Here is a 13879-nt window from a genome sequence, read left to right as displayed (position 1 = left end):
GTTGATAAAAAAAAGCGTTCATATATTTAATATGAACGCTTTTTTGTCATTTTATTAAATTTAGACTGTAATTTCCTCTTGATTTCTAAAGACTAAACTATTATCAAAGGCATCAAGTAAAACAACGCTGTCAGCTTTAATGTCACCACTTAGTAGTGCTTTAGACATGTTGTTTAGAACTTCTTTCTGAATAGTTCTTTTTACTGGTCTTGCGCCAAATTGAGGGTCGTAACCTTTCTCTGCCAAGTAATCGATAGCCTCTTCGGTGGCGTCTAAGGTAATTTGTTGTTTGTCTAACATTTTCTTTAAACTTTCCAATTGTAGTCTTACAATTTCTTTGATGTTATCTTTAGTCAAAGGTGTAAACATTACAATGTCATCGATTCTATTTATAAACTCAGGTCGAACCGTTTTCTTTAAAAGACCAAGAACTTCAACTCTGGCGGTCTCTGCTGCACTAACAACATCTACTGCGTTTTCAAATGTTTCTTGAATGATATCGCTACCCATGTTACTGGTCATGATAATAATTGTATTCTTAAAATCTGCAACGCGACCTTTGTTATCTGTCAATCTACCTTCGTCCAATACTTGTAATAAGATATTGAAAGTGTCTGGGTGAGCTTTTTCAATCTCATCTAAAAGCACAACAGAATAAGGTCTTCTGCGAACCGCTTCGGTCAATTGTCCGCCTTCATCATAACCAACATATCCTGGAGGTGCACCTACAAGTCTACTAACCGAATGTCTTTCTTGATATTCGCTCATGTCTATTCTTGTCATAGCATTCTCATCATCGAATAAATACGATGCCAGTGTTTTAGCAAGCTCTGTTTTACCAACACCTGTAGTTCCTAAGAAAAGAAACGAACCAATAGGTTTTTTAGAATCTTGGAGCCCGGCTCTACTTCTACGTATAGCATCAGAAACTGCTTCAATAGCTTCCTCTTGACCTACAACGCGTTTGTGTAGCACTTCTTCAAGTTTCAATAGCTTTTCGCGTTCACTTTGCAACATTTTGGTAACAGGTATGCCTGTCCATTTTGCAACTACTTCTGCAATATCATCACTGGTAACTTCCTCTTTAATCAAAGTACCTGCATGTTGTTGCTCTGCTAAATCATCTTGTAGCTTTGTTAAACTCTCTTGCGCTTCTTTAATTTTACCGTATCTAATTTCTGCTACTTTGCCATAGTCTCCATTTCGTTCGGCACGTTCAGCTTCAGCTTTGAAATTTTCAATGTCGAGTTTTGTCTGTTGAATATTGTCAACTACAGATTTTTCACTCTCCCATTGCGCAAAAATTTCATTTCGCTCTTCTTTTATGTTGGCTAAATCTAGATTTAAAACCTTAAGCTTTTGCTTGTCATCTTCACGTTTAATCGCTTCGATTTCAATTTCGATTTGCATTATTTTACGATCAAGCACATCAAGCTCTTCTGGTTTAGAATTAATTTCCATTCTAAGTTTAGATGCAGCCTCATCCATAAGATCAATAGCCTTGTCTGGCAAGAATCTATTGGTTATATATCGTTGTGATAACTCTATAGCAGCAATTACCGCTTCATCTTTAATACGTACTTTATGATGAGCTTCATACTTTTCTTTAATACCTCTAAGGATGGAAATAGCACTTTCAGTATCTGGCTGGTCTACAACCACCTTTTGAAATCTTCTTTCAAGAGCTTTATCTTTTTCAAAATACTTTTGATATTCATCTAAAGTAGTTGCGCCAATAGATCTTAACTCACCTCTTGCAAGAGCTGGTTTTAGAATATTAGCGGCATCCATAGCACCTTGTCCGCCACCTGCACCAATAAGAGTGTGTATTTCATCAATGAATAATATGATATTACCATCAGCACTGACAACTTCTTTTATAACGGCTTTTAGTCGCTCTTCAAATTCACCTTTATATTTGGCGCCGGCAATTAATGCTCCCATGTCTAAAGAGTAAATTACTTTATCCTTTAGGTTTTCAGGAATATCGCCCTGTATAATTCTATGCGCTAAGCCCTCAACTATAGCGGTTTTACCCACGCCAGGCTCACCTACAAGAATAGGATTGTTTTTAGTACGTCTTGATAAAATTTGTAGAATTCTACGTATTTCTTCATCACGCCCAATTACAGGATCTAGTTTACCGCTATCTGCTAATTCATTTAGGTTTTTGGCATACTTATTAAGTGAGTTATAATTGTCTTCGGCACTTTGTGAGGTAACCTTATCGCCATTGCGCAATTCATCTATCGCAGCCATTAAATCTTTCTCGGTTGCACCTTGGTCTTTTAGGATCTGTGCTATCTTGCTTTTGGATTTTAAGATGGCTAAAAATAAATGCTCTATTGAAACATATTCATCTTCCATCTTTTTGGCGATGATACTGGCTTCGTTTAAAGTCTTACTAGCTTCTCTAGAAAATAGTAAGTCACCGCCTTCAACTTTAGGAAAGCTTAAAAGTTCTTTTTCTAAAATTTGTTGAACTAGTGAAAAATTAATCCCAAGCTTTTTAATTAAAAAGGGCATTACATTTTCTTCAACTTCGGTAAGTGCTTTAAATAAGTGTTCGTTTTCAATTTGCTGATGTCCGTTATTTTGGGCAATCAGCTGGGCTTGTTGAATAGCCTCCTGTGATTTTATTGTGAAATTATTTATATTCATATTCTTTAGGTTTTAGTTAATTGTAATACTTTTGATAGCTAATATTCAACAATCTTACCAATTAGGTTTTCAGGACAAAATGGCTGAAAATCTTAAAAATATGCTGACATTTAGTCAGTTTGGTTGTGTTGAAATGACTATATTAAATTAAGAATTTTATGGGAATATTTGGTGGTTTATTTGGAGGTTCTAACAGTGGTGATGAAAAAAAATCATCAGGTATACCGTGGATACCTCTAAACTCCGTAGCTCAATTGAAAGATATTAAAGAAGTGTCTAGTAGTAGACCACAAGTGATATTCAAACATTCCACATCTTGTGGAATAAGTAGAATGGTGTTGAATATGTTTAAAATTAGTTACGGGCTAGAAGAGGGGCAAATGGATCTTTACTTTTTAGATTTGTTGGCAAATAGAGATGTTTCTAATGCTGTTGCTTCTGAGTTTGGTGTAATGCATCAATCTCCTCAGTTATTAATAGTAAAGAATGGGGTAGTGGTAATGCATGATTCGCACAACGCAATATCTAATATTAAGCTAGAACAATACATATAAAAAAAGCCCCGTAATTACGGGGCTTTTTTTTAATTGAAACTTTGATTGTTCAAGATATTTTTAAGATTATTTTTTAAATCTTCACCGGCATCATAAACCATTTGTTCATTGCTGGGAAATGGTACTCTTGCAAGTTGTAAAAGAGAAACCAAGTCATTATCTAGCGCTCTTTTATCACCATCATAATTAGCATAAATATGTTCGAATACGAATTGACTTGTTAATGGATATTGATTTATTTTTTGTTGTTTCTTTAGATCAATAAAATTTACAACCCCAGTAACCTGTGCACTTTTAAACTGTGTAAACTGGTAAAAATTACAACGTACTGTTTTGAATTTATCAACTTTAATGCTATTACCTAAACTGTCAGAAACTACATTGCCATTGCGGTCTTCTACAAAAGTATATCCATCTTTAATTTGTCTTTCTTTGCTTATTTGTTTCTCCCTAATTTGTTCAGGTGAGATGTTTATGTCTTGAAAAGAAACTTCCATTTGATAATCATACACTTGATTGTGTAGTCTGTTCGTATGGTATTCCGTCCAGTTAGAGTTTAGGCCGTATGTATTCAAATTTAAAAGCTCATCTTCTAGCCTTTTTGGTATAATCTGATTTGTATTATTTGTCATATCAACAATAACATAATCTAATCCTTTTTGATATGCTTCATCTATTTTAGAGATTACATCTTTATAGTTTGGATTTATTTCCTGTAAATAATTTAAATCATTGTACGCGTTTCTAAAATCAGCTTTATAGTTAGCGTCAGTTAAAAGTGCATTTGCCTTGTTATATAAAAACTCAGATAATTTAGATTTTGCGGCAATAATATCATCATCATAATTTTTAAAGTTGAATTGTGCTCTTCTGCCCTCATCTTGAATTTGTAAAGGAAGTAAAGGTCGAATTCGTTCTTGAATAGATTTTAATCTACCGTAGGCATTAAAAATCTCTTCATAGTTTGCAGCATTACCATCCTTTTTAAGGAATTTAATATGTTGCAGTTCTCTTTCGGTATTTTTTTTATACCCTTCTTCAAGAAGAACTATATATTGCTGATTACTTTTTTTGTTCTTATTCTCTGCAATATTCATAACTGCTTTATTAATTGCAGCCTCGTAATTACCAGAGTTCAGAGCTTCCTGTGTTTTTTTTACACCACTACAAGAAAGTAGTATACCGATAAAACTAAATAGTAGAAATTTTTTCATGTCTATTATTTTTATGATTTATAATAGCTATTCAACAGCCGTGCCACAAAAGGGTTAATATTAAACGTAATAGGATGATGAATAGTATATATTCGATGAGATGCATGAATTCATTATTATTTAATAAGCTATAACAGTATAGTTATTAACTAATTTTAATAAATAAGTTATGTGTTTGTGCTCTTTTTTATATTTCAATAGATACGCTATTTGTATTTTTGCAGCTGATTTAAAAGAAATATCATCATGCAACGCGACACTACTATTTTTAATTTAATTGAAGAAGAGAGACAACGTCAAATCAATGGCATTGAATTAATTGCCTCTGAAAATTTTACTAGTCCTCAGGTAATGGAAGCTCAAGGCTCAGTACTTACAAATAAGTATGCTGAAGGGTATCCTGGTAAAAGATATTACGGCGGTTGCGAAGTAGTAGATAAAGTAGAACAGTTGGCTATTGATAGAGCAAAAGAGCTATTTGGTGCGGCATATGCAAATGTGCAGCCTCATTCAGGTTCTCAAGCTAATGCAGCTGTATATCACGCATGTTTACACCCGGGTGATAAAATTTTAGGATTTGATTTATCTCATGGTGGTCACCTAACACATGGTTCTCCTGTTAATTTTTCAGGTAGATTATATAATCCTGTATTTTACGGGGTAGATAAAGAAACTGGAAGGTTAGATTATGATAAAATTCAAGAAGTAGCTACAAAAGAACAGCCAAAGCTTATTATAGCTGGTGCTTCTGCATATTCTAGAGATATGGATTTTGAACGTTTTCGTAAGATTGCAGATAGTGTGAATGCTATTTTGCTTGCTGATATTTCTCACCCAGCAGGATTAATTGCGAAAGGATTGTTGAATAACCCAATTCCTCATTGTCATATCGTTACTACAACAACACATAAAACATTAAGAGGTCCAAGGGGAGGTTTAATATTAATGGGCACTGATTTTGAAAATCCGTTTGGTATCAAACTTAAAAATGGAAATCTTAGAAAGATGTCTGCTTTATTAGACTTAGCTGTTTTTCCAGGAAATCAAGGTGGTCCATTAGAACATGTTATCGCTGGTAAGGCAATAGCTTTTGGTGAAGCATTAACAGAGTCATACGCAACGTATATAGCTCAGGTAAAAACAAATGCCGATGCCATGGCTAAATCTTTTGTACAACGAGGTTACAATATCATTTCTGACGGTACGGATAATCACATGATGCTTATAGATCTTAGAAATAAAGACATTTCTGGTAAAGATGCTGAGAAAGCATTGGTTTTAGCAGATATTACAGCAAACAAAAATATGGTGCCATTTGATGATAAATCGCCATTTGTAACTTCTGGTATTCGTTTTGGAACAGCAGCAATAACCACAAGAGGTTTAGTTGAAAGCGATATGGAAAAAGTGGTAGATTTTATTGATCAGGTAATTACAAATCCTGAAAATGAAACTATTATAAAAGAAGTGAAAGAGAAGGTTAATGCAATGATGAATACAAGACCAATTTTTAATGCATAACTAAAAGTTAGTAATTGATTTAGAGTTTTTATTCTGATAAAAACTCTAAATCACCACTAACATAAGTATTCTTATTTACGTCGTAAATAGAAGCCTCATCATCTTTATCTAAGTAAATTCCCCAAAATTCTGAATAAGATTTTGGAGCCATATTTAATTGCTCATCATCTGCTTCAATATTCTCGATATAATCTTCAAATATGGGAACAAATATTTCGTAAGGCTTTTGAGTAAGCCCTCTTGTTAAAAACACATAATTAAATGCTATTTGTTTTAAAATATCATTTAATTGCGTTGATATACTCCTGTCATAAATTCTTTTTATAACAATACTAGTGTCGTTTAAGAATAGTGTAAACTCTTCAATATCTATGTTATATTGATTTTTTGTATCAAGAGTCTCTAAAGCTATATGTAAGGGAGAATCTTCTTTTCCGCTATTTCCCCATCTACCTGTATTAAAGTGAGCAAGTAATTCAAGTAAATCTAAATTACATGAAACTTCTAAAACTAAACTGATAGAATTAAAGGTAATATGCTGGTTGTTAAGCTTTACATTAGAAAAATAATGAAAACCAATAGCGCTTAGAAATTCATCGATACCAGAAATTTCTTTAGTATATTCTAGTTTTGAATTATTAATAAAATTTTCGTAGTTAAAGGGCATAAAGGTAGAAATTTATAGCATTCTTTTACATAAAGATACTTTTCTCACTTTGCAATTTGACTTAGGAAAACCTTAGAATTTCGGAGGATATTATGATAAAATCATCTAAAAAATCATAAACACATGATATTCAGTAAGTTGTAATTTTGATGTCTGTTATAAGAAACCTCGCGTTTTAGCTTCATTTATCAAGGCAAGGTCATTACCATTTTTAACATCGAATAAAGCTTTTAGTTGCCGTTTTCTTGCTTCTACAGTAGTGTTTGCAGAGCCAATTAATGGGGCAATGTCTCTTGTGTGTATTCCTTGAGATAGATGATATAAAATCTTCTGATCTTGCTCATCAATAACGATATTGGTAGACATTCTACGACGTATTGCAGATAGCGCGCTGGCAGTGTAATATGGAGATTCATTTACAATAGTTTCTACCATTGTTTTAAGAGACATTTCATCTATTTCAGATTTAACCATATACCCGTCTGGGTTTACGGTTTTGAAAATGTTGTTTATTCTATAATTGTCACTGTAAGAAGACATGAATACCACCTTTGAATTAGGCACTTCATTTCTTGCTACAATGCCTAAATCAATACCTGTTCTAGGGTCTTTAGATTCTGGAGAGAATAATTGAATATCTAATAAAATAACATCATAAGGTACGGCTCGTTTTGAAGTTTCAATCTTAGTTTTGCCTTTTTCAAAACTAGTAGCAATTTCTACCTTTACATTAAAGTCTGCAAACTCAGAATCCTCAAGAATATATTTATATCCAAGAGCAGTCATTTCGTGATCATCTACCGCTAAAATTCGTACAGTGTTCATAAATTACGATTCTATTGTAATTTACTAAACGTTTTTATATTAGGTATTATTATTGGTACTTATTTTAATCTTTAGATTTACCGGAATATTAAGTGAAATCGTAGTGCCTTGCCCTTCAGTAGAATCTATATGAAAGGTTCCTTTTAGTTTATCCATTCTAGAGGTAATATTTCTAATACCAATACCTTTTTTACCTTTATTTATATTATAGCCAATTCCATTATCGCTCATGATAACATTGAATTGATCGTCGTTTCTATAGAAGGTAACTTCAAAGTATGTGCATTTAGAGTGTTTAATAGCGTTTTGAAACGTTTCTTGTATGATCCGATACACATTTATTTTGATATCGCCAGCTAAGCTATCCCAATTTTCATCTTCGTTAAAATGAAAGATAGTTTTAATGTTTGCATTTTTATTGTTGGCAAGAAGGGTTTCAACAGAATCAGTAAAGTTGTTTATTTTTTGATAAGCACTATGGCTTAGCTCGTGAGATATAGATCGTATTTCATTCTCAATTTCTTGTAAAGAACCAAGTGCTTTAGATTTTTCTTGAATGGCTTCATCCGTAGCACGCTTATTTAAGCCTGTCAATATCATACGGGCACCAAGCATTTTACCAAGAACACCATCATGTAATTCTTCTGAAATTCGTTTTTGTTCAAGTCGTTTTACTTCATCAACTTTTTGCTTTTGCATTAACATTAGGTTGAAAATCTCTTGGTTGTTTGCTTGTTGCTGTTGGTCAAACCTAAGTTTTTGATTTTTTGCACGCTGATTGATAATGATGTAGACAGAAAGACCAAGTAAAAAGAATCCGGTGGCAATACCTATCCAAATTTGCTTTTGTTTTGAGAGTACTTCTTTCTCACTTTCTAGCTCTATATTTTCAGCTATAAATTCATCGGTCTCAAAGCGTATTCGAGCAAATTTATTTTGCTGCTTACGGTCTTCTTTTTGTAGACTATCGTTAAGTGCAGTAAATTTTTTGAAATATTCTGTAGCATTTTCCTTTTCTAAAACCGCTAAATATGGCCATATTTTTAAAAGCTGCTCATTTGAATTTCCTGCGTATGCCAACCTTTCAGATTCTTTGCCCTTGATTATAGCATTTAAAGTGTCTTTAGCGTAAGCTTTATATTCTGCATAATTGTAATAACTTGAGGCCAAACTACCAAGGTCATTTTCTTTCTGCTTAATTTCAATTGCTTTGATGAAAAGATTTTCAACATCAATAGTGTCCTTATTATATAATTTAGAAGTTGCAAGGTTACTTAATGCCTTGGCGTATAGGTTGGGGTTTTTTACAAATAAGTTATTGGTGCCTAAAACATTTTCAAAATTTTCAATTGCTAATAGGTACTGTTCGTTGTCTCTATAGATTACTCCAATGTTATTTATGAGAGTCGCTTCTCTAATATTGAAATTGGGGGTCTTTTTTAGATAATATAAAGCTTCATTGTAATACGAAAGTGATTTTTCATATTCTTCTAAATCGTTTAAAACGATACCTAAAAGATTATAACTATCAGACAATTTTTTGTTGTCATCAATTGATTTAAAATATTCTATGGCTTTTACGGTGTTTGCTTCGCTACCTATGTAATCTTTAATTTTCATTTGAATGACTGCCATGTACAAATACATTTGTCCAGTGCTAGATTTATCATTAATGGAATTAAAAATATCTAGTGCTTCTGAATAATTGTAAAAGGCACTATCCTTAACATTATATCTTTCAAAAAAAAATGCCAAATCCCAATAGGCATTACCAAGAGCAGAGGAATCTTTAATGCTCTTATTGAGCAATTTGGCTTGTTCATTTACTTTCCGGTATAATAAACTGTCAGTTATGAAATTGGGGTTGTAAGAAAGGTTTGAGAAGTATAGGGCTTTTAGAGAGTCATTGCCTATATTTTTAGCAAGATTGTATGCTTTTAATTGTAAGGCTAATTTATCTTCTTTTTTTATTTCAGGTTTATTGCTTTCAGATGCCCAGACTGAGATACTGTCTATAGTTGTATATGTTTCTTGAATTACCTTTTCAGGTTTTGTTTTTGAACAACTGAGGCAAAGTAGAAAGAGTATTATTATGTAAAAATAAGACTTGTTCAAAAAAAATGATTTTATAAGGATTAAAAACCAAGGTATAAAAAAATAGCCTTTAACAAGATTGTTAAAGGCTATTTTTGTTTTATAAAGCTTGTTATGCAATACCTTTTGGTGGTTTTCTATCTGCCGGTGGCATGTAACAATCATCGCAAGTTAGAGCTTTAGAAATATCATTTATGAAATCAAATTCACTAGCTGTGTTTTGAATAATTGAAGTTGCCATACCTATAGTCATTATTGCAACGGCTAAAATACTTACTACTTTTTTCATACTGTTTCTGTTTTTTAGGGGTTTTTGGTTTATGTTACAGCCAAAGTACCACCGTTCGTTGAGCAACGATGTCAATATTTTAAGTCTTAAGTGGATGACCTGATTCTGTTAGTAAATGAACCAATTGTGAGAGAATTCTTTAATTTAAAGAGGAAAAGGTATTTTTAGAAAGAATATTCTTAAGGTTGTTCATATTCTCTCTGTAAGTTTTTGAAAAAGGAATATTCTCGTTCACCGCTTTAATTGCGCAGATAGATTTTCCGAAGTTGATACGAGAAACATAACTAGTGTTAACAATATAACTTTGGTGAACACGCATAAAATTATCGGGCAAAGTATTTTCAAAAGTCTTTAACGTTTTATAGGCATTGATAATTGTACCATCTTTCATGAAAAATTCAGTAGTATTATTATCTGCCTTTAAGTAGAGGATGTCGTTAGTGTTTAAGTATTGAAAATCGTTATATGATTTTAAACATATAGTAGCGGGCGCCTTCTCTTTAGGTATTCTTTTTTGCAATTTCAATAATGATTTGCGAATATCAAATTCATTAAATGGTTGTAGCCAGTAATCGAAGAACCCATTTTTTATAGCATCGTACGCATAATTCTTAGTAGATGCAATACCAATTAAGATTGGTAACTGATTCATGTATTGATGAATTTCTGTAACCATTAGAAATACAGATGAATAATCATTGTTAAGATTAATAAAAACAATATCAGGAGAGTACTTTAAAATATCATTTAATCCGTCTGAAGGGGTGTTGGTGGTGTTTATACATTCAAAGTCACCATATTCATCCAAAAATGCATGCAACTGCAAATTTGAAACAGCATCAGAGTCGATTATGGTGTAAGTATAATTCAAATAAAATAGCGTATACTACGAAATTAAACATAGGCAGGAAAAGGTTTACCTAGAATGTCCTTATAAAAAGAGAGGACATGTTTATAAAATGAGTGTTTACGGGACTTGTGAGAGAAAAATCCTTCATTTATTCCCGTAATAAAGTTATAAATTTTTCTCTATTGCCTGATATGCACCTAAATCTGGATTAGGTATTCGTGCTGTTTCAATGATATCTAACGGCGTAGAATTCGCAATATTTAAATCACCTTTATTGATGACTTCAGAATTTAATCCTATTTTAAAATCATTTTCAAATGGTTGAAAATAATCCAATTCTCCATTTAAAATAACATTGGGGTAGTGGGCTTCATCTTCGAAATCGTATAATATGTTATTCTCTGTGGAAGATTGATTTTCGTTGTATTTGATATAACAATTTTGAAAACTAAAGTTGAAAGAATTTTGACTATTGCTCTGAAGTGAAATTTCATTAGCGCTATTTCCATCAATGATGCAGTTCTTAAAATCCGCAGCCAATAAATCAAATCCGTTATTTGAGTTGGTAATTGAAGTGTTGCTTACAGCTAAACTAGCATTAAATCGAAACCCTTTGTTCCAATAGTTGGCAATTGTTGCATGTGTAAATGAGTAATTACCACCATTCTCTATAAGAAGAGAAGAGCTGCCTGCGCTACCCAATATGATATTGGCAGCATTTACGTGGGCATTTTTAGTCCAGAGATTATGTGTAGAACTATTAAGTATCTGGCTGTTTGTGATGGTCAAGGTTTCTTCTGGTTCATTCTCTTGCCCTTCAACGAATAAGCCTAATTCCGCGTTCTTAATAGTTAAATGATTAATGGAGTTATTCTTACTCCCTGCACTTATCCAAATAGTTCCCCATTGCCCTGCTATGTTGTTGAACTCGGTCTCAAGTCTATCTCCTTCGAAAATAACTTCTCCTTCTAGTAATCCTTCATTTTCACTTATTTCTCCATTTATAGTAATAGTAGCACCATTTTGGACTACTATTCCAGAATTCTGATGGAAATGCACACGCGTACCTGCATCAATAATTAGTTCATTACCATCAGGTACGATAGCGTAGCCATAGATAACGTAAGATTTATCTTTTGTAAAATTTAAATGTTCATCAGGTAAAATGAATCCCTCTATTTCAATAGGGTTTCCTAATTCGTCATTATAAAGCACAATAGATTCTGCGTTGTTGTTCGTATTTTTATTAGGGTATAGCAATATGGCATCTTTTGCTAATGTCACTAATTCAACAGATTGTTGAAAAGGTTCGCTATCAAATTGAATAGCATCGGTGTATAGGAGCTCGTTTAATGTATCATCATTAATATCTATAGTAGTTTCGACTAAAATAAAAAGACTGTCTTCAGCGTAAAGCGGTATGTTTTTGAATTCTTTACCTGCAACCCCATCAACATTTAATCTGTAAAAACTTTCAACACCGTTTTTAAGGGTAATAGCAGGGATGATAACATCATCTTTAGTATCGTTATATACTTTTAATGTATACGTACTGCTTCCTATATTAGAGAAAACGGTATCTAGGTAAACGGTGTCTTTAGAAAACGAAAGATGACCGTTACTTGGGGCGTATTCAAAATCTTTTCTACAAGAGGTGCTCCATAGAATAGTAAATAAAATAGTGAGTACAGTTAAGATTCTAAGGCGCACGCTAAAAAGGTTTTACATCATCTAAATTAAAGGAAAATTTCTTTGATCTCTTCAGGAATTCGTATTGGTCTGTAAGATTTACTATCAAGAAGACACCATTCTGTGCTTGATCTAACTAGTAATTTATTGGTAGTGCCGTGTTTCATTTCTACAATTCTAACACATTTAGCACCAGAACTAGATTCTATGTGTGTTGATATAACAATTGGGTTATCTAATACTGCTGCCCGCTTATATTCTATATGATGAGTTAATACTACCCAAATAACATCTTGCTGCATTTTTGCAGTTGCTACTGTTTGCCAATGTTCTTTAGAAATGTCTTGTATCCACTGTACATAACGCACATTGTTTACATGGTTTAAATCGTCTAAATCGTCATGCGAAACAACAATCTCTTTTTGAAATGCCATATTTCTATTTTTTCTCTATTTGCACTTCAAACATTTTGTCCCAGAACTTACCAGTAACAAAAAATGTCTTGCGTTCTGGGTGGTACGCTATACCGTTAAGCACGTAATTTGTTTTATCCCAATTCTCAGTTTTAGTAATGATATCACTTAAACCGCTGAAATTGATAACACCTTCTATAGCTCCTGTTTTACTATCAATAATCATGACACTCGGTTTTTGATAAACATTAGCATAAATTTTTCCGTCTACATATTCTAATTCGTTGGCTGAATTAAATATTGATGAGTTGGTTACCGTTTCTATGTAACCTTCCTCTGTCATTGTATCTGGATTCAAAAACCATATTTTTTCTGTTCCATCGCTTTTATAAATTTTAGAGCCGTCGTTTGTTAATCCCCAGCCTTCACGACTTTTTCCGTATTGAAAATTGTCCAATTTTTTAAAAGAATTTAAATCATATATAAAACCTAGACCGCTTTGCCATGTTAGCTGATAGATTTTATTATTCAATATAGTTATGCCTTCTCCAAAATAAGTTTCGTCTAAGTCTATCTGTTCAAAAACTTCTCCAGTTTTAAAATCTAATTTTCTTAAAAAAGATTGCCCTTTTTTTCCTGTAGACTCATATAAGGTGTCATTATAAAATTCTAAGCCTTGTGTATAAGCTTTGGTATCGTGCGGGTATTCCTTAATAATGGTGTAGGTGTAAATTTCAGGAGCTTTCTCAGAAAGTACCTTAAGGTTTTTGTTGATATCAACGGTTTCACCATCAAAAGTAATTTTCGCAGTTAGAATTTTGTTTCCTAATGTGGGTAAATCAATTTTTATTTTATCATTATTGACCGGAATTTTAGTGCCATCAATGCTATATTCAACGCTTTCTATCTGTTTTTCCTTTTTATTTTTAATACTTATACCAATTTCTTGGTTCAAATTAACTTGGCTTGCATTTTTCTCTAAGCTAATTTCGAATAGAGATGATGCTTTTTGGTTGCCGCTTCCGCAAGCGGTAAACAAACTGGTAATAAGAACGATACAGAAAAAATTTATAATTTTCATTAAGAAAACGGGTGTTTAAGT

General features: G+C 32.6%; 12 protein-coding genes. 2 read left to right on the top strand and 10 right to left on the bottom strand.

Annotation, left to right across the window (positions count from 1 at the left end; all coding sequences use genetic code 11):
- Positions 1 to 60: 60 nt before the first annotated feature.
- Complete coding sequence (clpB, locus tag BUC31_RS12635; protein ID WP_073244724.1) at positions 61 to 2661, bottom strand: ATP-dependent chaperone ClpB; 2601 nt, start codon at positions 2659 to 2661, stop codon at positions 61 to 63.
- Between the two features lie 158 nt (positions 2662 to 2819).
- Between clpB and ytxJ the strand changes: the two genes are divergently transcribed.
- On the top strand, positions 2820 to 3215 hold the full coding sequence (ytxJ, locus tag BUC31_RS12630) for a bacillithiol system redox-active protein YtxJ (RefSeq protein WP_073244723.1): 396 nt from the start codon (positions 2820 to 2822) through the stop codon (positions 3213 to 3215).
- Between the two features lie 29 nt (positions 3216 to 3244).
- On the opposite strand, the gene BUC31_RS12625 is transcribed toward ytxJ, so the two are convergent.
- The gene (locus BUC31_RS12625) at positions 3245 to 4429 is read right to left on the bottom strand and encodes a hypothetical protein (RefSeq protein WP_073244721.1); all 1185 of its coding nucleotides are present in this window, start codon (positions 4427 to 4429) and stop codon (positions 3245 to 3247) included.
- Positions 4430 to 4675: 246 nt separating this feature from the next.
- Here BUC31_RS12625 and glyA point away from each other — a divergent pair, with 246 nt between their 5' ends.
- The gene (glyA, locus tag BUC31_RS12620) at positions 4676 to 5950 is read left to right on the top strand and encodes a serine hydroxymethyltransferase (RefSeq protein ID WP_073244719.1); all 1275 of its coding nucleotides are present in this window, start codon (positions 4676 to 4678) and stop codon (positions 5948 to 5950) included.
- Between the two features lie 28 nt (positions 5951 to 5978).
- On the opposite strand, the gene BUC31_RS12615 is transcribed toward glyA, so the two are convergent.
- The 8 genes from BUC31_RS12615 to BUC31_RS12585 all read right to left on the bottom strand — a co-directional run bounded on the left by BUC31_RS12615 (position 5979) and on the right by BUC31_RS12585 (position 13858).
- Positions 5979 to 6617: a hypothetical protein gene (locus tag BUC31_RS12615; RefSeq protein ID WP_073244717.1), complete on the bottom strand. Its 639-nt coding sequence runs from the start codon at positions 6615 to 6617 to the stop codon at positions 5979 to 5981.
- A 156-nt stretch (positions 6618 to 6773) separates the two neighbouring features.
- Positions 6774 to 7442 carry a response regulator gene (locus BUC31_RS12610; protein WP_073244716.1) on the bottom strand — a complete coding sequence of 223 codons (669 nt, stop codon included), beginning with the start codon at positions 7440 to 7442 and terminating at the stop codon, positions 6774 to 6776.
- Positions 7443 to 7481: 39 nt separating this feature from the next.
- Positions 7482 to 9557, bottom strand: coding sequence for a tetratricopeptide repeat-containing sensor histidine kinase (locus tag BUC31_RS12605; protein ID WP_170861959.1), 2076 nt, complete (start codon positions 9555 to 9557; stop codon positions 7482 to 7484).
- 91 nt (positions 9558 to 9648) lie between these two features.
- Positions 9649 to 9825, bottom strand: coding sequence for a hypothetical protein (locus BUC31_RS20325; protein ID WP_170861958.1), 177 nt, complete (start codon positions 9823 to 9825; stop codon positions 9649 to 9651).
- Between the two features lie 139 nt (positions 9826 to 9964).
- Positions 9965 to 10696: a LytR/AlgR family response regulator transcription factor gene (locus BUC31_RS12600; RefSeq protein WP_073244712.1), complete on the bottom strand. Its 732-nt coding sequence runs from the start codon at positions 10694 to 10696 to the stop codon at positions 9965 to 9967.
- 144 nt (positions 10697 to 10840) lie between these two features.
- The gene (locus BUC31_RS12595) at positions 10841 to 12385 is read right to left on the bottom strand and encodes a hypothetical protein (RefSeq protein WP_073244711.1); all 1545 of its coding nucleotides are present in this window, start codon (positions 12383 to 12385) and stop codon (positions 10841 to 10843) included.
- 26 nt (positions 12386 to 12411) lie between these two features.
- A complete protein-coding gene (locus BUC31_RS12590) occupies positions 12412 to 12798 on the bottom strand; it encodes an acyl-CoA thioesterase (protein ID WP_073244709.1) in 387 nt (128 codons plus the stop codon).
- 4 nt (positions 12799 to 12802) lie between these two features.
- Positions 12803 to 13858: a glutaminyl-peptide cyclotransferase gene (locus BUC31_RS12585; protein WP_073244708.1), complete on the bottom strand. Its 1056-nt coding sequence runs from the start codon at positions 13856 to 13858 to the stop codon at positions 12803 to 12805.
- Positions 13859 to 13879 lie beyond the last annotated feature (21 nt).

The sequence above is a fragment of the Maribacter aquivivus genome (assembly GCF_900142175.1).
GTDB classification, from domain to species: domain Bacteria; phylum Bacteroidota; class Bacteroidia; order Flavobacteriales; family Flavobacteriaceae; genus Maribacter; species Maribacter aquivivus.
This window is presented reverse-complemented; position numbering and strand designations above follow the sequence as displayed.